Genomic DNA, 18,751 nt, shown 5'->3' on the forward strand with positions numbered 1-18,751 from the left:
GCCAGGGGGCGGAATGGTCGCGACCGTGGCGGGGGTGCGCATCCCCGAGGAGCATTGGATCGGTGGTGCCTGGGTCCCCTCGGCCCGCCGGTTCACCGATCTCTCGCCGCTGGACGAGCAGCCCATCGCCGAACTGGCCCGCGGCGGCCCGGCCGAGGTGGACGCCGCGGTCACCGCCGCCCGCAGGGCCTTCCGCGATTTCTCCCGCACCACCAGGGAGGAACGCGCCGAGCTGTTGCACGCCATCGCCGATGAGGTGCTGGTGCGGCTGGACCACCTGGCCGCGGTGGAGACGGTGGACAACGGCGGCCTGCTGCGCACCCACCTGCGCGCCACCCTGCCCAGGGTCGCGCACCACTTCCGGTTCTTCGCCGACCGGCTGCTGGAGCTGCACCACCCCGACTTCCACCTGCGCGCGCACCGCAACCACGTGAGCTGGGACCCGGCCGGGGTGTGCGGGCTGATCACGCCCTGGCACGCGCCGCTGCTGCAGGCGAGCTGGCGGCTCGCCCCGGCACTGGCCGCGGGCAACACGGTGGTGCTGAAACCGGCCGAGTGGGCGCCGCTGACCGCCGCGCTGCTGTGCCGGATCACCGCCGAGGCCGGCCTGCCCGACGGGGTGCTGAACCTGGTGCAGGGCAGCGGAAGCGAGGCGGGCGCCGCACTGGCCGCGCATCCCGGACTGGCCCGGCTGGCCTACACCGGATCCGCGCCGGCCGGTCGCCGGGTGGCCGCCGCGGCCGGTGCCACGCTGACCCCGGTTTCGTTGGAGCTGGGCGGAAAATCGCCGGTCATCATCTTCGCCGACAGCGATCTGGACCGGGCCGCCGCGGTCGCGGTGGAGCAGTTCGACCACGCGGGCCAGTTCTGCCACGCGGGCGGGCGGCTGCTGGTGGAGCGGCGGGTGGCCGAGGAGTTCACCACCCGGTTCCTGGTGCGCGCCACCGCCCTGCGCCAGGGCGACCCGCGGGATGTGCGCACCGACATCGGCCCGCAGATCCACCGCGCACACCTCAAGAGCATCGACGGTTTCGTCACCCGCGCGCTGGCCGCCGGCGCCCGGCCGCTGCTGGGCGGCTCCCGGCACGAACGCCTCGGCGGCCTGTACTACCGGCCCACCCTGCTCGCCGATCCGCCGCCCGGCGGCGAGATCCTGACCGAGGAGATCCTCGGCCCGGTGCTCACCCTGCAGACCTTCGACACCGAGGCGCAGGCGTTGTCCCTGGCCAACAACAGCAGGCACGGCCTGGCCGCGACCGTGTTCACCGGCAACGCCGACCGCGCCCGCCGGGTCACCGCACACCTGGTCGCCGGGACGGTGTGGGTCAACTGCGGCGCGGTGCGCGACCTGCGCGCGCCCTACGGCGGATCCCGGCAGTCCGGCATCGGACGCGGCGGCGGCCAGTGGAGCTTCGATTTCTACTGCGACCTCAAGAACACCGTCTTCGCCCCCGACGGCCTGCTGGACTGACCCCGCGACGCGATGTCGCGGGGTCAGTCCGGTGCTTCAGTCGAGCAACTCGCTGATGGTGCCCGCGCCCACGGTCCGCCCACCCTCACGGATGGCGAACCCCAGGCCCGCGCCCATCGCGACCGGCTTGCCCAGCCGCACGGTCAGCTCGACCGAGTCGCCCGGACGCACCACCACGCCCTCGGGCAGCTCGATCTCGCCCACCACGTCCGCGGTGCGGAAGTGGAACTGCGGCCGGTAGTTGGCGTGGAACGGCGTCCGGCGACCGCCCTCCTGGGTGGAGAGCACGTACACCTGCGCGGTGAACGCGGTGTGCGGGCGCACGCTGCCGGGCAGCGCCAGCACCTGCCCGCGCTGCACCTGCTCCCGCTTCACCCCGCGCAGCAGGATCGCCGCGTTGTCCCCGGCCTGCGCCCGGTCCAGGGACTTGCCGAAGGTCTCCAGCCCCGTGCACACACTGCCGAAGGTCGGCTCCAGCCCGACCACCTCCACCGCGTCGCCGAGCGCGATCGAGCCCTGCTCCACCGCCCCGGTCACCACGGTGCCGCGACCGGTGATGGTCAGCACGTTCTCGATCGGCATCAGGAACGGCAGGTCGAGGCGGCGCACCGGCTCCGGCACGTGCTCGTCCACCGCGCGCAGCAGGTCGAGCACGCTGTTCACCCAGCGCTCCTCGCCCGCCAGCGCACGCAGCCCCGACACCGGGATCACCGGCACCGCGTCCCCGTCGAAGCCGTACCGGGACAACAGGTCCCGGATCTCCAGCTCCACCAGGTCCAGCAGCTCCTCATCGGCCACCAGGTCCGCCTTGTTCAGCGCCACCACCAGGTGCTCGACCCCGATCCGCCGGGCGAGCACGATGTGCTCCCTGGTCTGCGGCTTGGCCCCGTCCTCGGCGGAGACCACCAGGATCGCCCCGTCCAGCTGCGCCGCGCCGGTGATCATGTTCTTCACGTAGTCGGCGTGCCCCGGCATGTCCACGTGCGCGTAGTGCCGGGTCGGCGTCTCGTACTCCACGTGCGCGATGTTGATGGTGATCCCGCGCTCGATCTCCTCCGGCGCCTTGTCGATCCGGTCGAAGGCGACGTAGTCGGTGGTGGACCCGGCCTGCTCGGCAAGCACCTTGGTGATCGCGGTGGTCAGGGTCGTCTTGCCGTGGTCGACGTGGCCCATGGTGCCGATGTTGAGGTGCGGCTTGGTCCGGGTGTACTGCTGCTTGCTCATGACTGTTCCTCGGGTCGGATGAGACCAGGCTCGACCCTCACGTTCGGTGAGGGTCAAGCGAGAACCGACCAACGACCCCGGCTACTCGCAAGGAGTGGGGGCCGCCGGGGCGGGCCACCCTCCTCCTTCGGTTCTCCACAGCGGGAGGAGGGTCAGCTTCGCGCGCCGGACAGCCAGGCTGAGACGGCCGACAGCGCGCCCGGCAGGCAGTGGCCTGCGAGCGATGCGCTGTGGACGGTCCCGAACATGCCGCGAAGGATGACAGGGCAGGGCTGGCCCTGTCATCCGATTTTCCTTACGCCACCCAGCTTTCCGGGCAGCGCCCCACCATTCCGGGCGGCACCCGCCTTGTCTGGCCGCGCCCCGCCTCCTCGCGGCGCCCGCCGAGTCAGCCGGTCAGCCCGCCCGCACCCGCCGAATCAGCCCGGCAGCTCACCGGTGGCAACCGGACGGCTCGGATCCGCCGACCAGTTCGACCACGACCCCGCGTACAGCGCGGCCGGCGCCGCCGCACTGGTCAGCCCGGACACCTCCAGCGCGAGCACGATCGAGGACGCGGTCACCCCCGACCCGCAGTAGGCCCCCACCGGCCGCCCCGCCGCGACCCCCAGCTCCCGGAACCGCGCCGCCAGCTCCTCGGCGGTGCGCCAGGACCCGTCCGGCCCGATGTGCCCGGAGAACGGCGCGTTCACCGCCCCCGGCACATGCCCGGCCGCCGGGTCGATCGGCTCGACCTCGCCGCGGTAGCGCTCCGGCGCGCGGGCGTCCAGCAGCAACGCCTCCCGCGCCCACTTCCCGGCCTGCTCGGCGTCCAGCACCGGCAACTGGCCCGGTTCGACCACGATGTCACCCGGCCGTGGCGACGGAACTTCGGCGGTGACCGGGTGTCCAGCCTTCGTCCACCCAGCGTAACCTCCGTCGAGTACGGCGACCTCGCGATGCCCGGCCCAGCGCAGCAGCCACCACAGCCGCGCCGCCACCGATCCGTCGCCCGCGTCGTAGGCCACCACGGAGGTCCCGGCGGACACCCCGGCCGCGCGCAGCACGGCCTGGAGGTGATCTGTGCCGGGCAGGGGATGACGACCGAGGGGTCCCGGCGTTGCAGAGAGGTCGGCGTCGAGGTCGACGAAGACCGCGCCCGGCAGATGGTCGCGGTCGTAGTCGGCGCGAGCCGGCGGCCCGGCCAGCCGCCACCGCACGTCGAGGACCACCGGCGGGCGGTCAGTGGTGAGCAGCTCGGCCAGCGCGGCGGGAGTGATCAGCGGATGCACCACCCCATACTGCCCGCCCGCACTACTCCTGACACCGGGTGAACGCCATGGATGTCAGCCAGTAGGACTAACATTGCCCACGACGAAGGGGAGCGCGTGTGAACGACCTCATCGACACCACCGAGATGTACCTCCGCACCATCTACGAGCTTGAGGAAGAGGGCGTGGTTCCACTGCGCGCCCGCATCGCCGAGCGCCTGGAACAGAGCGGGCCGACGGTCAGTCAGACCGTCGCGCGGATGGAGCGCGACGGCCTGCTCATTGTCGCCGACGACCGGCACCTTGAGCTGACCGACGCCGGCCGCAGCCGGGCGATCGCCGTGATGCGCAAGCACCGGCTCGCCGAACGCCTGCTGGTCGACGTCATCGGCCTGGAGTGGGAGCACGTGCACAGCGAGGCGTGCCGCTGGGAACACGTGATGAGCGAGGCCGTCGAGCGCAAGCTCGTCAAACTCCTCAACCACCCCACCACCTCGCCCTACGGCAACCCCATCCCCGGCCTGGACCGCCTGGGCGTCGGCGAACCGGCCCCGCCTGCGGACCTGGACCTGCGCCGGCTCACCGACATCGCCAGGGCGGGCGGTGGTGAGGTGGAGGTCTGCCGCATCGCCGAACACGTCCAGTCGGACCCGGACCTGATGAACGAGCTGAAGTCGGCGGGCATCACCCCCGGCGGCACGGTTCGGGTGCACCAGTCCGGCGCCAGCCAGCCCGTGCGCGTCACCGGCGACTCCGCCTCGGCCGAGCTGACCTACGACATCGCGCACGCGGTGCTCGTCCGAACCAGCTGAACCCGCCCGACCCGCTGGCCACCAGCAGCGGGTCCGGGCGGCGCCCCGGTGCGGGCCACCCGCGGCACCCGGCTCCGGCGGCCGCGGCAGCCCCGGCTCCGGCGGCACCCGGCACCCCGGCCCCGGCCCCAGGGCCGGCGGCCCCGCCGCCGCACGCTCAGCGCACGGCCCATGCCTCGCCGCCAGCCCATCCCCCGGGCGCCGCACCACCGGCTTGCTCACCATCCGCCGCCGCTATCCCACCAATGGAGTACGTGTGAACCAGGCCCAACGGGCGGCGGAGGAGTTCCGCACGCGCATCGGCGAACCCACTGGCGTGTGGTCGGCCCCCGGCCGGGTGAACCTGATCGGCGAGCACACCGACTACAACGACGGTTACGTGCTCCCCTTCGCCATCCCGCACCGCATCGCCGTGGCCGCCGCCCCCCGCACCGACGGCCTGCTCTCCGTGGCCACTCTGGGCGATGACAGCAAGCTCAACCAGGCCGACCCCGTCCCGGTCGCCGCCCTGACCCCCGGCCTGCTCTCCGGCTGGCCCGCCTACCCCAGCGGCGTCGCCTGGTCCCTGCGCGAGAACGGCATCCCGGTCACCGGCGCCACCCTGCTCATCGCGGGCGACGTCCCCGCCGGCGCAGGCCTGTCCAGCTCCCACGCCCTGGAATGCGCCACCGCCCTGGCCCTGCTGGACCTCTCCGGCCACCCCGCCGTCCCCGCCCCTGGCACGGCCAGCCCCGCCGCCTCCGGTGACGCCCCTGGCCGGCCCGGGTCCGCCGGCACCATCGCCCCCGACCTGCCCACCCTGGCGCGCTGGATCCAGCGTGCCGAGAACGAGTTCGTCGGCGCCCCCACCGGCCTGCTGGACCAGACCGCGTCCCTGCGTTGCGTCGAAGGCCACGCCCTGTTCCTGGACGTCCGCTCCGGCGAGACCGAGCAGGTCCCCTTCAACGCCGCGGCCCACGGCCTGGAAATCCTGGTCATCGACACCCGGGCCAGCCACTCGCACACCGACGGCGGCTACGCCGCCCGCCGCGCCGGCTGCGAACAGGCCGCCGAACTGCTCGGCATCCCGGCCCTGCGCGATGTCTCCCTGGACGGCCTGGCCGCGGCCGAAGCCGCCCTCCCGGAAAACCTGCGTCCCTTGGTCCGGCACATCGTCACCGAGAACGCCCGGGTCCTGGCCACCGTCGACCACCTGCGCGCGGGCGACCTCGCCGCGATCGGCCCGATCCTGACCGCCTCGCACGCGAGCATGCGCGACGACTACCGCATCTCCTGCCTGGAACTCGACGTCGCCGTCGACTCGGCCCTGGCCGCGGGCGCCCTCGGCGCCCGGATGACCGGCGGCGGTTTCGGCGGCTCGGCGATCGCCCTGGTCCCGGTCGAACTGGGCGAGCGGGTCCGCGCCGAGGTCACGGCGGCCTTCGCCGAACGCAAGCTGACCCCGCCGCGCCTGTTCAGCGGGGTGCCCGCAGCGGGTGCCGGCCGGGACAAGTAGCCGTTTCGCTAGGTTGACCCGGTCAATGGCCGCCGCGGATCTCCCTCGCGGCGGCGCTGACCAGCAGTTTTTCTCCCACAGGAAGGTTGGACGTAGTGAGGCTTCTCGTCACGGGCGGCGCCGGATACGTGGGCAGTGTGTGCGCTGCCCGGTTGGTGGAGTCCGGACATGAGGTGACCGTGGTGGACGACCTGTCCACCGGCCACGCCGACGCGGTGCCCGCGGGCACCCGGTTCGTGCAGGGCGACATCGGCGAGGTCGCGGGCACCCTGCTCGCCGAGGGCTTCGACGGCGTGCTGCACTTCGCCGCCAAGTCCCTGGTCGGCGAATCCATGGTCGACCCGGCCAAGTACTGGCAGGGCAACGTGGTGACCTCGCTGAAGCTCCTCGACGCGATCAAGGAACACGGCACCCCCCGCCTGGTCTTCTCCTCCACCGCCGCCACCTACGGCGAGCCGAAGGAGGTCCCGATCCAGGAGACCGCGCCGACCAGCCCGACCAACACCTACGGCGCGAGCAAGCTGGCCATCGACCACGCGATGACCTCCTACGCCGCCGCCCACGGCCTGGCCGCGGTGAGCCTGCGCTACTTCAACGTGGCCGGCGCCTACGGCCAGTTCGGCGAGCGCCACGCCACCGAGACCCACCTGATCCCGCTGGTGCTCCAGGTCGCCCTGGGCCAGCGAGAGCAGATCCAGGTCTTCGGCGACGACTGGCCCACCGAGGACGGCACCTGCGTCCGCGACTACATCCACGTCGTCGACCTGGCCGACGCCCACCTCCTCGCCCTGGAGCACGCCACCGCGGGCGCACACCGGATCTTCAACCTGGGCAACGGCACCGGCTTCTCCGTCCAGCAGGTCATCGAGACCTGCCGCACGGTCACCGGCCACCCCATCCCCGCCAAGATCTCCCCTCGCCGCGCAGGCGACCCCGCGGTGCTGATCGCCGCCAGCGACCGCGCCCGCGAGGACCTGGGCTGGAAGCCCCAGCGCGCCGACCTGGCCGGCATCGTCGCCGACGCCTGGGAGTTCACCAAGGCCAGGACCAACTGACCCATGCCTGACACCCCCGCCCCCGCCGCCCCGGCGGCCACCTCAGCCACCCCGCCGAGCGCCCCGACCACTCCGGTGGTCGACCCGGCCGCTCCGGTGGTCGGCCTGGTCGTCTCCGGGGCAGGCGGGGCCGAGGGACTCCTCGACGGCTTCGTCCGCCCCGCCGTCACCCAGGGCTGGCAGGTGGCCATCACCCTGACCCCCACCGCCGCCCGCTGGTTCGAGGCAGCCGACCTGGTCACGCCCCTGGCAGACCTCACCGGCCTGCCGGTCCGCTGGGCCCCCCGCCTGCCCACGGAACCGAAGCCACACCCGCCCGCGGACTGCTACGCGGTAGCCCCCGCCACGGCCAACACCATCGCTAAACTCGCCCTCGGCCTGTCCGACAACCAGGCCCTCACTCACCTGTGCGAAGCCCTGGGCATGCCCAACACCCCGGTCATCCTGCTCCCGAGGGTCTCCCCGGACTCCACCCGCCACCCAGCCTGGCCCGGCCACCTGGAACGCCTCCGCGACGCAGGCGTCCGCATCCTGCCCACCACCAGCGGCCCCACCATCCCTTGGGAACAGGTCCTGGCAGCGGTGGCGGACGAACTCAGCTAACCCGCCGAGCCCACCACACACGCAGTCCACCGCACCCGCACCCGCAGCCCACCACGGCCGCAGTCCAGCACGCCCGCGGCCCACCGCGCACGGAGCCCAGCCGCCGGGCACAAGCACCCGTCCGCCCGCCAGGCCACCACGCCAAGCCCGCCGCGAGGCCGTCCGCCGACGTCACCGCGGACACGCCACAACACCCGCGAGGGCACTGGCTCCGCACCAGCGCACCCCGCTACGCGGCGACGCCCGCTCTCGCCCTGGGCTCCGCGGCCAAGTCCCGCACCACGGTCATCCCGCACTGCCCGGCCGCGGGCAACCGCCCAGCCCGGAACGCACCCGGCGACACACCCATCAGCGCCCGGAACTCCGCGGTCAGGTGCGCCCGGTCGTAGAACCCGGCCGCACTGGCGATCGACGCCCACCGCAGCCCGGTGTCCGCCGCCGACAACGCCGCCCGGACCCGGTCGATACGGGCGAACCTGTTCGGCGACAACCCGACGGCGTCACTGAAGACGTTCCGCAGGTGCCGTTCGCTGACGTGCAAGCGCAACGCGGTCGCCCGCACCCCACCGGCCGGCACGGCGTCCCGTCTCCCGGCGCCCGCCTGCCACGCGTCCGGTATCCGGTCGTGTCCAGGCCCGGACAGGGCGGTGGCCGCGTTGCTCGCCAGGTCGCTGTGGGCCACCTCGTCGGCACCCAGATCAGCGAGCCTGGCCAGCACCGCCGGTGCCAGGCTCCGCGAGTGGTTCCGCGGCCAGGCCCGCCAGGTCGGCGACCAGGTCGTCCACTGACCCACCCCACCACGCCCGCAAGGGCACCGCGCGGTCGGTCAGCACGCGCACCGACCGGCCGAACAGCAACTGGCCACGGCCCGGACGGATGCTCAGGCTCAGACACCACGTGCCCGGATCGCGCGTGAAGTAGGCAGCCTTGGTCCGCGGCCCCAGCACCATCAGCTCACCGGGGCCACTCGCCTCGGCGCGGTACACCAGGCTCGCCGCGGTGTCCGGCGCCGTGGTCAGTGCCGGTGCCACCTCGGCAGTGCCCAGCTCCGCCATCCCGATGCCCGCGATCCAGGGCAGCAGGTCGGCGGCGACCGGGAGCGCGCGTTGTCGGTCCGCCACGACACCACCGTAGGTGGCCGCGACCCGGCAACGGACCGTCGCGGCGCAGGTGTGCCGAAACCTCCAAGCGACCACGCGCGCCGCGGCGGCAGCATCATCGGGATGAAGCTGATCACGGGTGCCACCGGCGTCATCGGCAGTCAGGTGCTGCGGTTGCTCGCTGCGCGAGGTGAACCGGTCAGGGCGATGACCCGGTATCCGGCTCGAGTTCCCTCCTTTCCCAAGGTCGATGTGGTGCGGGCCGACTACGACGACCCGGCTTCCCTGGCCACCGCGGTCGAGGGTGTCGACGCGGTGTTCCTGTTGACCGCCCCGCCTGCGCCGACCGCCGACCATGACCGAGCACTGGTGGCGGCCGCCGCGGCGGGCGGGGTGCGGCGAGTGGTGAAGCTGTCCGCGATCGGCTCGGGCGAACGCGACGGCGACACCGTGATCGGTCACTGGCACGCCGAGGCGGAGCGGGCGGTGTGCGACAGCGTGCCGGACTGGACGATCCTGCGGCCGTCGAGCTTCGCCTCGAACACACTGGGCCGGGCCGATCTGCTCCGGGCCGGTGCACCGGCGCCGAACATGACCGGCACGGCCACCCAGGGTGTGGTCGATCCGCGGGACGTGGCCGCGGTGGCGGCGGAGACCCTCCTCTCTTCCCTCCACAATGGACAGACTTATACGTTGACCGGCCCCGAGCCGCTCAGCGTGCCGGACCAGGCGGCGGTCCTGGCGAAGCTGCTGAACCGTCCGGTGGCGACGGAAAATCTGCCGCCGGCGGAGGCATGGGCTCGGTTGCTTGAGCGGGGGATGGGCACGGCGATCGTGGACGCGATCGTCGCCGGGGCGTCCTGGGCACGGCGGGGGCACAACGCCGTGGTGACCGAGGACGTGTCGCGAGCGCTGGGGCGGGCCGCGACGGGATTCGAGTCGTGGGCTCGGGATCACCTCCGGGAGTTCAGTGGCTGAGCGGCAGGATCGGGGGTAGCCGATCAGCGGCGGACGACTTATCGTTATTCGATAAGACCGAAGTTCGGGGGAACTATGGAACATGCTGTGTTGGGGGCCGGGACGCCCACCCGGTGGTTGCGGTGGCTGGCGGTGGTCGCCGCGTTCCTGGGGATCCTCCGCCTGATCGAGATGGGGATCAGACTGACCGTGGGGCAGCAGTCCGTCGGACTGGCGATGTCCGCGACCGCGCCGGAGGCTCTGGCGCCGGGGTTTCGTGTCGGCGGCGGGATCGTCACCTTCCTCGCTCGGGATGGTTCGGCGGAGTTCTTCTGGTTGGTGCTGCTGACCTGGCTGCCTTACGCGCTGATCGATGTGGTGGCACTGCTCCTGGTGGCTCGGGTGATGCGTCGGATCAATGTGGGTGAGCGGCCGATGTTCGCCGCGACCACCGTGAGATCGTTGCGGCACATCGGGTTTCTGCTACTGCTCGGCAACCTGGCCGCCGGGGTGCTCGACTCCGTGGCGCGGTCCGGGCTCACCGAGGTGGTGCTGACCGGCCCCGGGATGTTCCAGTGGCCGGACGGTCGTGCGTTGACCTGGGCATTGGTCGGTTTGGCCGCGCTGGCCGGGTCGGAGATCGTCCGGCGCGGCGTGGTGTTGCGGGATGAACTGGAGGGCACCGTCTGATGTCGCCGGTCGAGCTGATCGAGGGACATCGCATCGAGGTGTTGCTGGACGAACTCCTGGAGCGCCGGGGCATGACGCTCACCGAGCTGTCCCATCGGGTTCAGATCAGCATCGTGAATCTCTCCATTCTCAAGACCGGCAAGGCCAAGGCCATGCGGTTCTCCACGCTGACCCTGCTGTGCGACGCACTGGGATGTCAGCCGGGCGAGCTGTTGCGGTACCGGTCGGACTGACCGGCGGGGGTCTCCCGGTTCAGTCCACCGGGGTCGACTGCTGGGGGATGACGATGTCCATGCCGAGCCGGTGGGTGTTGTTGACCGCGGTCAGCACGTCCTTCGGCGGCAGTCCGGCGTCGATGGCCCGGCCGAGCAGCGAGGCCAGCGTGTGGCTCGGCTGCGCCTTCGTGGCGTGTTCCAGGGCGATGTTGGCCAGCACCCCGTCGCCCCGGCGGTAAGCGGCGAAGGCGAGCAGGGTGGCCGGTTCGGCGCATTCCGGCGCCGGGGTCTCGCGGGTCAGTTCCAGCCACAGCCGCTCGGCGGCGTCGCCGGCGTCCTCGCGCAGGGTCATGGTCAAGGCCACGTCCCGGACCCGGTGGTCGTTGAGGGTCAGCGCGAGGCGGACGATGAGGTTGTCGGTCACCGTGAAGGAGCCGTCCGCGATGTTCTTCAGCTCGGCCTGGATGGCGCGGATGCCGGCCGCGGGGGTCGGGCCGCCGCCGGGGATCGTGTGGTCCGCGTGCCAGTCGAGCCGGCAACTCCGCCTGTTCAGCGCCTGTTCCTCACCCTCCAGGTTCTTGGCCAGCTCCTCGCGGGAGTTGTAGGTGATACCGCCCGCGGCGACGGTGGCCACAGTCAGCAGCGAGGCATCCGGATCGGGCACGGCACCGGTGTTCTCCGGGTGTTCGTAGTCCTGCCAAGAAGCGTTGTGCCGGGTGCTTTCGGCCCACAGCGATTCCATGACCTCGATGCCTTGCTTGCGGAGTACCTGGGTGAGGGTGAGGACCAGCGCGCGCCGCGGCGGCCGGGTGGGCAGGGCGACGACGGTGGCGGATTCCTCCGGCTGGGCGGATGTTCGCGTGTCGCCGCCGATGACGCAGAGCTGCACCGAGGTGGCTCCGCTCGCCAGGATGTTGTCGCAGGCGAACGCGATGAACTCCTCCTCGCCCGCTGGCGAGGGCAGATCGGCGCGGAGAACGCGTTGGATCTCCAGTCTGGCGCGGTCGACGAGGTAGAGGATCACCAGCGAATCGGTTGGGTGGAAGCCGATCAGGGGTGGGAGGGCGGCGATGACGTCGCCGGGTTCCCAGAGGTGGACGGTCTGCCGGGGTGGGCGCGGCGGGGCGGCGGTGGCCGTGGCTGTGGTCATGGGTCGAGCTTGGCGGGGCGGGGGCGGGGAGGGAATCGGCACGTGGGTCAGCTGTGGACAGGTGCCTTGTTGTGGATAGGTCGCGATCTTGAGAGCGGTTTCAGGCGGGGGTGGCTGCGGGGTGGTGTATAAGGCGGGCCCGGCGGGGTGGGCGCCGGGCCCGCCTCCTGGATTTCGGATTCCGCCGCAGGTCAGCGGACGGTGACGGGTGCGCTGGTGGCCGTGTTGCTGACGGCCAGCGTGAGGGTGGCCGTGCCGGGTCTCAGGGCGGTGAGCACCCCGGTCGCCGGGTCGAAGGCGGCGATGTGCGCCGGGGCGGCGGTGGCCGGTGGGCCCAGGTGCAGAGCATCGGTCGCGGTGTAGGTGGCCGCGATGGGATAGCCGATCGGGAACGTCCGGATGCCCTGCCGCACGGTCGGGGTCAGCCGATGGCCTGCGCCGGGGGCCAGCGTGGCCGGGATGTCCAGCGTCAGGCCGTCGACGTGCGGGCGCTGCTCGGCCTGCACGGGATTCCCGGCGGCGGGGTCGACCCGGAGCAGCGTCCAACCGGTGAACCCGCCGTCGGCCGGGGCCGCGGCCGGCGCCTTCCCGGAGTTGCCGTTGATCAGGTAGGGGACGCCGTCGCGCCTGGTCGCGTGGAACAGGCCGGCGTGCGCGGCCACCGACACGGCCGGTTTCCCGCTCCTGGCCCGGAATTCGGCCAGCCAGGTGGTCAGCAGGGTGGCCTCCTTGGCATCGGACAGCTCGGAGGCGGCGGCGGGAGTCGGATCGTCCACCGGGTGGTGCATCGCGACCAGCACCGACTTGACGTTCGGATCGGTGGCCGCGGTGTCCAGCGCGGTGCGCAGCGCGCGCACCTGGTCGAACCCGCCCGCGCGGAGTGAGCCCAGTGCGGAGTCGAGCAGGATCAGGCGCAGGCCGTTCTTGTCGACCACCCGGTGGGTCGCGCCGAAGTGCTTGCGGAACTCGGAGGTGTCCCCCGGTCCGTAGGTCTCGTGGTTGCCGGGCAGGTAGAACCAGGGAACGCGGTCGCCCAGTTCGCTGTCCAGGATCTGACGTGCCAGGGCCATGTCGGCGGGCAGGGCTCGGTCGACGAGGTCGCCGTTGATGAGCAGGACGTCAGGCCTGGCGGCCAATGCTTCACGGAGGGTGCGCCGGGCCTGTGCGACCAGCGGACCCTCGGGCGCGTCCGCGGTGAACTGGGCGTCGCTGACCACCGCCACCCGCACCGCGCCCGGACGGGGTTCCAGCGTGCCGGTGCGGATGATCGCCGGGTCCTGGGCCGCGGGATCGCCGGGCACGGTGATCGGGACGGCGGCCTGCGCGGTCAGCTCGGCGAAGGCGATCTTGCCTTCGTACTGGCGTTCGCGGTCGGTTTCCACCAGGTAGAGCCGTTGCAGGCGCAGCTGGCCGGTCAGCGCGGCCGGGATCGGGGCCTCGACGTAGCGCCAGCCGGTCCAGTCGACCTGGCGGGCGAGGTCGACGACGGTGGGCGTGCCCGCGGCGTCCAGCAGGGTCATGCGCAGCCACGCCTTGTTGTTGTCGCCGTGTGCCCACACGCCAAGCCGTTGGGTGCCAGGGGGCAGCACGGCGGGCGGTTCTGCGTTCAGGTAGGCGGCACGGGTCGCCGTGGTGCCGGTCAGCCGGTAGTCGAGACCGATCGCCTTGCCGCCGTTTCGGCCTGGCACCAGGGAAATCGCGGCGCCGACCACGGCGGGGAACACGCTTGTCCGCCAGCCGGTCAGATCGTCCATTGTGGACACAACGCGGGGACTGACACCGACGGTGACGCCCAGGTGGGTGGTCAGATCGCCGACCTTGGCCTTGACCACCGTGGCGCCGGATCCGGCGACGGCCGCGGCGACGAAACCGTTGCGGTCCTTGCTGATCTGCACCACGCGCTGGTCGTATTCGAGGGTCACGTCGGCGGGTTCGAGCCAGGTGCTGAAGCCCTCGGCGTCCTGCCCGAGGATCTGGAACCGGCCGCGGGCGCCCAGGCCGGACAGCGAGACGCGCTCGGTGTCGGAGTCGATCCGGGTGGCTTTACCCAATACGGTGAAAGTCGTCGATCCCCTGGCAGAACCCCGGGAAGCGGTCACAGTCGCCTTCCCGGAAGTGCTAGCGTGGAACACACCCCGGGACACCTTCCCTGCTCGTGTTGGGGCAACACGCCAGGTGGGTTCACCGGGAACTGGGGCACCAGTCTCGTCGTGACCATGGGCAGTCACGACTCGGGTCTGACCGGCAAGCACTCGGTCGGCCGCACCGGCCCGGACAGCCGGTTCCACGCGGAAGGCGGTCAGACGACCGCTGCCGCGATTCGCGGTCAGGCCGATCCCGTTGGGCACCAAGCGTTCGCCACCGTCTGAGGGCTGGTTGTGCACGCCGGCGGCGCTGTCGCCGGGACGGCGGGCCAGCAGTGTGGACGAGCCGCCGCCGTCCAGGTTCAGGGCGTCGTCGGCACCGAAAGAGCGCAGCAGTTCGGCGAGTTCGCGTTCGGTCATGCCTCGGCTGTCGGCCTGCCTGCCGTCGACCGTCACCATCCACAGGCGACGGCCGTCGGCGGAGAAGCCGACGGCGGTACGCGGATGCATGGTGGTGTCGTCGAGGTTCTGGACGACACCGTCCCTGACCAGGACCCGGTTGCCGCCGACCGCGGCGAGCGGGACCGGGCCGTCGGTACGCGGCTGGTAGGCCACCTCGACCCGCTGGCCCGGGACGAGACCGGCGAGGCGATCGGCGCCCGCGTCGATGCCGAGCAGGTAGGCGGTGTTGGCCGGGATCGGCCCCTCACCCGGTGCGGGGCGGACCGCGGTCACCACGCCGTCGCGTAGTTCCACCTCGGTCGCCTTGACTGCGGTGCCGATGGCGGTGCGGCGGGACGCGTGGCCCCACAGCGCGGTGAACACACCGACGCCGTTGGCCGCGACGACCGGTGAGTTCAGGTTGGTGCCGGTCAGGCGGATGCCGCCGGGCAGGGTGATGGTGGCATCGAGGAACACCTCGGCGAGACGTCCCAGATCGGCGGGACCGATGGCCGCGGTGAGGTTGTGGCCGGCGGCGGGGGCGTGGCGCAGCGCGCCAGCGTCCATGCCGACGCCGAGCGGGGCGCCGGTGGCGTTGATGTCGAAGAAGTCGCCGTTGACCCCGGCGACCACGCCTCGGGCGGCGGCCTGTTCGGACAACGGGCTGCGGGCCGCGACCACGCCTGGGCTCAGGTAGGCGGGGCGCAGGGTGCCACGGCCCAGGTCGGCGGTGAGGACGTCGCCGCGGATCCAGCCGCGGGCGTCCAGGCGGTCGAACTCGGTCAGGTCCAGGCCGGGGGCGACCGGCGAGGTCACCTCGCTCACCGGCAGGGCGTCCACGCGGGGCGCCGCCGTGGCGAGCGTGGCGACGGCGCCATCGGCGGCGGAGGCGGCTGGGGCGTCCTCGATCGGACGTGGGCCCAGCGGCGCGGTGACGCCGTGTCGCTCGGCCAGGGCCGGGGCGGGGACGGCGGCGGTGAGGGCGAGGACCGACAGCAGGGCGACGGTGGCGCGCAGGGTTCGCACGGCGACCTCCGGATCAGGACGGACATCCAGTTTGGTGAATTGCCAACAGAAAGCACAACGCACCTGGGGGAAGTTTGACTAGCCGCCAGATGGACGCCGGATGACACGCCCAGGAAAAAGCGGACCTCCCGGCCCAGGGGGGTGAGACCGGGAGGTCCGTGGGTGACGCGCCACTGGGGGGGCGATCTGGCGCGCCACGTCAGGGGTCAGCAGTTCTGACTGGTGTAGTTCCGGGTGCCGTAGTACAGGGCGGCCGCGCCGTTGAACGCGATGCGGACGGCTGCGCCGCTGAGGCGCTGCTCGAAGTGCAGGTGTGCGCCGGTGGAGCCACCGGTGTTGCCGACATTGCCGATCTGCTGACCGCGGGCGACCCGCTGGCCGACGCTGACCCGTTGCGCCGACAGGTGGGCGTAGCGGGTGCGCCAGCCCGCGCCGTGGTCGATCTCGATCCACCGTCCGTAACTGGTGGAGCCGAGGTTGCCGACGACCGTCACCGTGCCGGCGGCCGAGGCGTCCACGATGTCCCCCTCGTCGTTGGCGCGGTTGAAGTCGATGGACAGTTGCGGGTTGTGGTTGGTGCGGGTCTGTCCGGACCAGACCTGCCCGCAGGGGAACGGCAGTTGGAAAGCGGGTGCGGCACTCGCCGAACCCGTGCCGACCACGACGGTCAGCACAGGGGCGACGACGACTCCGGCGAGCACCGCGACAAGACGCTTGCTGGGCATGTGACCTCCGCAGGGATGAGGAGGTCACAGGACAGCAGCGGCTTGTACAACCCGCCTACAAACCATATACAAACTGCGGCGGCACTTGGTTAAGAATTCTCGAAATCGGTTCAGGTGACTTGATCACGACTGGTGGCGACGTTGGAACGGCCCAGAGGGGGCGGATGGGGCGAGAAGAGGCAGGGCCAGGCGACGCTGGTCGAGGCACAGGAACCGGGAGCAGGGCGGGACAGGCCGAGGCCCCCGAGCGTGGGTGCTCGAGGGCCTCGGTGGTTGGGACTGAGCGGCTGGACCGCCGTTGGTTGGGGCTGAACCAGCGGGGTCGCCGTTGGTTGGGCTGGGCGCCGGGTCGCTGTTAGTAGGGCTGGGCCCCGGGCCGCCGTTGGTAGGGACTGGGCCCGGGTCACTGTTGGTTGGGCTGAGCCCCGGGTCGCTGTCGGCTGGGCTGAGCCCCGGGCTGCCGCTGGTTGCGGCTGGGCCCCGGGCCGCCGGAGGCTGGAGCTGGGCTCCGGGCCGCCGGTGGTCAGGGTGTGGGCTAGGAGCCGAAGGCAGCTCGGACGGCGGGCGTGCCACCCACGATTGGGAGGGTGAACTCCGACTGGTTCAGGTTGACCGACAGGCCGGCGCCGGGCTTGGGGCGCAGGGTGTAGTCGTAGTCGCTGGAGAGCAGGACCAGGCCGAGTTTGTGGCCTGCGGGCAGGACGTAGTCGTCCGGCTGCATCTCGATGTTCACCCGGTACTGCACTCCCGGGCGCAGCGGCTGGGTGCGGTCCTCGCTGGTGCGGTTCTGGGGGTCGGTCCAGCCTCGGGTGATGATGTGGTTCTTGCCGTCGGGGGCTCGGTCGACCAGCAGGGCCGTGAGGTTGGCGGCGGGGCGGGTGAAGGAGACCTTGAGGTCCACGCCGACGGTGCCGGACACCCGCAGCGGGGCCGCGGCCGGGCCACTGAAGTAGGACAACCGGTGCGGGGACTCGGCGGCCGCGGTCAGGTCCTCCGCCTTCTTGGTCGCGTCGTCGACGATGTTCTCCAGGACCGGGCGGCCGTGGACTCCGTCGATGTGGCTCAGGGCGCCGGTGGTGTTGCCGCCGGGCAGGGGGTGGAAGCCGACCTCGCGGGTGCCGGGGGCGGGCCACTCGGCCTCCTGCACCCAGCTCTTGTCCTCACGCTGCAGGGTGGCGCGGGGTTCCTGTTCCACCCCGTTCTGCTGGCTGTACAGGTACCGGGTGAACCAGCGGTTCAGGGTCTTGAGCCACTCGTCCTTGCGCAGGCTGAACGGGTCGGAGTGGCCGGACTGGTGCCACCAGATCTTGTGCGGGGTGCCCTGCTTGCGCAGCTGCTCGTACCACTGCGCGGCGTGCTTGGTCTTGACGTTCCAGTCGTTGAGGCCGTGCACGACCAGGGTCGCGGCCTTCACCTTGCGGACGTCGTTGAGGTAGTTGCGCTCGTCCCAGAACTCGCTGTAGTCGCCGGTGATCCGGTCCTGGGCGGCGGCGACCTCGGCGATGATCGGCTTGCAGATCTCGCGGTCGGTGCGGGTGTGGACGTACTCGGCGAGCACGTCGGCGTCCTCGCCCTGGTAGGTGCCGGGTGCGACCACGGCGCCGTCAGCGCGGTAGTAGTCATACCAGCTGCTGATCGCGGCGATCGGGACGATGGCCTCCAGGCCCTTGACCCCGGTGCTGGCCACCGCGTTGGGCAGGGTTCCGTTGTAGGACACGCCCATCATGCCGGTCTTGCCGGTGCTCCAGGTCGCCGTCGCGGCGGCGCCCTTCTCGTCCCTGGCCGGGGCGCGGCCGTTGAGCCAGTCCACAATGGACTTCGCGCCGATGGTCTCGTTGCGGCCGCCGGTGGTGGGGCAGCCGCTGGACTCGCCGGTGCCCAGGGACTCGCCGTAGACCACCGCGAAACCGCGGGAGGTGAAGTACTCCTCGTAGCGGGACACCGGGATGGGTTTCTCCCGCGGTCCGCCCACCGCGGCCTCGACCCGCTCGTCGGTGCGGGCGCTGGTGACCGCGCCGTCGCGGCCGGGACGCTTGGGCACGTGCAGCTCGACGTCGACGTTGTGGTTGGGCACGTCGTTGGTCGGCGCGTAGTAGGGGCTGGGCAGGTAGACCACCGGCACCTTCAGGCCCGTCGTGGTCACCTTGGGCCGGACCACCAGCGCGTGCGCCTCGTCGTCCTTGCCGTCCCGGTCGGAGTCGACCGGCGCGCGCACCCAGACGTTCTCCCGCAACACGTCCTTCGGGTCGAACACCGGTTGGGCCGCGCCGTCGGCGAACACCGGACCGCTCGGCGGGGCGGCCGAGGCGGGGGCCACGGTCAGCGGCAGCGCGGCCAGCGCGAGCGCCACGGTCAACGGAACACTGCGAGCACGCCTCATGGGCACTCCTGGTGATCTTGTGTGCTGGTTGGCACCGGCACCCTTTCCCGAGGTGTGGCGCGTGTCAATAGCC

16 protein-coding genes are annotated in these 18,751 nt (G+C 71.9%); 8 read left to right on the top strand and 8 right to left on the bottom strand.

The window, feature by feature from the left end:
• The first annotated feature begins 13 nt into the window (after positions 1 to 13).
• Positions 14 to 1,471 (top strand): aldehyde dehydrogenase family protein, encoded by a 1,458-nt coding sequence (locus ACTOWY_RS28875; RefSeq protein WP_441312755.1) that lies wholly within the window; start codon positions 14 to 16, stop codon positions 1,469 to 1,471.
• Positions 1,472 to 1,507: 36 nt separating this feature from the next.
• Here ACTOWY_RS28875 and tuf read toward each other — a convergent pair whose 3' ends face one another.
• Both tuf and ACTOWY_RS28885 read right to left on the bottom strand, forming a co-directional pair.
• Positions 1,508 to 2,695 (bottom strand): elongation factor Tu, encoded by a 1,188-nt coding sequence (tuf, locus tag ACTOWY_RS28880; RefSeq protein ID WP_441312756.1) that lies wholly within the window; start codon positions 2,693 to 2,695, stop codon positions 1,508 to 1,510.
• Positions 2,696 to 3,114: 419 nt separating this feature from the next.
• Positions 3,115 to 3,966 (bottom strand): sulfurtransferase, encoded by an 852-nt coding sequence (locus ACTOWY_RS28885; RefSeq protein ID WP_441312757.1) that lies wholly within the window; start codon positions 3,964 to 3,966, stop codon positions 3,115 to 3,117.
• A gap of 98 nt (positions 3,967 to 4,064) precedes the next feature.
• Here ACTOWY_RS28885 and ACTOWY_RS28890 point away from each other — a divergent pair, with 98 nt between their 5' ends.
• The 4 genes from ACTOWY_RS28890 (at position 4,065) to ACTOWY_RS28905 (ending at position 7,910) form a co-directional block, all read left to right on the top strand.
• Positions 4,065 to 4,757: a metal-dependent transcriptional regulator gene (locus ACTOWY_RS28890; protein WP_247758661.1), complete on the top strand. Its 693-nt coding sequence runs from the start codon at positions 4,065 to 4,067 to the stop codon at positions 4,755 to 4,757.
• Between the two features lie 256 nt (positions 4,758 to 5,013).
• Positions 5,014 to 6,252, top strand: coding sequence for a galactokinase (locus ACTOWY_RS28895; protein ID WP_441312758.1), 1,239 nt, complete (start codon positions 5,014 to 5,016; stop codon positions 6,250 to 6,252).
• 95 nt (positions 6,253 to 6,347) lie between these two features.
• Positions 6,348 to 7,307 carry a UDP-glucose 4-epimerase GalE gene (gene galE / locus ACTOWY_RS28900; RefSeq protein ID WP_441312759.1) on the top strand — a complete coding sequence of 320 codons (960 nt, stop codon included), beginning with the start codon at positions 6,348 to 6,350 and terminating at the stop codon, positions 7,305 to 7,307.
• A gap of 3 nt (positions 7,308 to 7,310) precedes the next feature.
• The gene (locus ACTOWY_RS28905; RefSeq protein ID WP_441312760.1) at positions 7,311 to 7,910 is read left to right on the top strand and encodes a flavoprotein; all 600 of its coding nucleotides are present in this window, start codon (positions 7,311 to 7,313) and stop codon (positions 7,908 to 7,910) included.
• A 229-nt stretch (positions 7,911 to 8,139) separates the two neighbouring features.
• Here the strand turns inward: ACTOWY_RS28905 and ACTOWY_RS28910 are convergent, their stop codons facing one another.
• On the bottom strand, positions 8,140 to 8,592 hold the full coding sequence (locus ACTOWY_RS28910; RefSeq protein ID WP_441312761.1) for a helix-turn-helix domain-containing protein: 453 nt from the start codon (positions 8,590 to 8,592) through the stop codon (positions 8,140 to 8,142).
• Between the two features lie 16 nt (positions 8,593 to 8,608).
• A complete protein-coding gene (locus tag ACTOWY_RS28915; protein ID WP_441312762.1) occupies positions 8,609 to 9,031 on the bottom strand; it encodes a hypothetical protein in 423 nt (140 codons plus the stop codon).
• Between ACTOWY_RS28915 and ACTOWY_RS28920 the strand changes: the two genes are divergently transcribed.
• The 3 genes from ACTOWY_RS28920 to ACTOWY_RS28930 all read left to right on the top strand — a co-directional run bounded on the left by ACTOWY_RS28920 (position 9,017) and on the right by ACTOWY_RS28930 (position 10,890).
• Positions 9,017 to 9,988 carry an NAD(P)H-binding protein gene (locus ACTOWY_RS28920; RefSeq protein ID WP_441312763.1) on the top strand — a complete coding sequence of 324 codons (972 nt, stop codon included), beginning with the start codon at positions 9,017 to 9,019 and terminating at the stop codon, positions 9,986 to 9,988. The two genes, ACTOWY_RS28915 and ACTOWY_RS28920, sit on opposite strands and share 15 nt — an antisense overlap.
• A 75-nt stretch (positions 9,989 to 10,063) precedes the next feature.
• A complete protein-coding gene (locus tag ACTOWY_RS28925; RefSeq protein ID WP_441312764.1) occupies positions 10,064 to 10,657 on the top strand; it encodes a DUF2975 domain-containing protein in 594 nt (197 codons plus the stop codon).
• Positions 10,657 to 10,890 (top strand): helix-turn-helix domain-containing protein, encoded by a 234-nt coding sequence (locus ACTOWY_RS28930; RefSeq protein WP_441312765.1) that lies wholly within the window; start codon positions 10,657 to 10,659, stop codon positions 10,888 to 10,890. Before ACTOWY_RS28925 ends, ACTOWY_RS28930 begins: the two co-directional genes overlap by 1 nt.
• Before the next feature lie 19 nt (positions 10,891 to 10,909).
• On the opposite strand, the gene ACTOWY_RS28935 is transcribed toward ACTOWY_RS28930, so the two are convergent.
• The 4 genes from ACTOWY_RS28935 to ACTOWY_RS28950 all read right to left on the bottom strand — a co-directional run bounded on the left by ACTOWY_RS28935 (position 10,910) and on the right by ACTOWY_RS28950 (position 18,678).
• Complete coding sequence (locus ACTOWY_RS28935; protein ID WP_441312766.1) at positions 10,910 to 12,022, bottom strand: DUF4192 domain-containing protein; 1,113 nt, start codon at positions 12,020 to 12,022, stop codon at positions 10,910 to 10,912.
• Between the two features lie 191 nt (positions 12,023 to 12,213).
• Positions 12,214 to 15,573, bottom strand: a complete 3,360-nt coding sequence (locus ACTOWY_RS28940; RefSeq protein WP_441312767.1) for a phosphodiester glycosidase family protein — start codon at positions 15,571 to 15,573, stop codon at positions 12,214 to 12,216.
• Positions 15,574 to 15,779: 206 nt separating this feature from the next.
• Positions 15,780 to 16,298, bottom strand: a complete 519-nt coding sequence (locus tag ACTOWY_RS28945; RefSeq protein WP_441312768.1) for a M23 family metallopeptidase — start codon at positions 16,296 to 16,298, stop codon at positions 15,780 to 15,782.
• A 535-nt stretch (positions 16,299 to 16,833) separates the two neighbouring features.
• Positions 16,834 to 18,678, bottom strand: a complete 1,845-nt coding sequence (locus ACTOWY_RS28950; protein WP_441312769.1) for a Xaa-Pro dipeptidyl-peptidase — start codon at positions 18,676 to 18,678, stop codon at positions 16,834 to 16,836.
• Positions 18,679 to 18,751 lie beyond the last annotated feature (73 nt).

Source organism: Crossiella sp. CA198, from assembly GCF_052078295.1.
GTDB lineage: Bacteria > Actinomycetota > Actinomycetes > Mycobacteriales > Pseudonocardiaceae > Crossiella.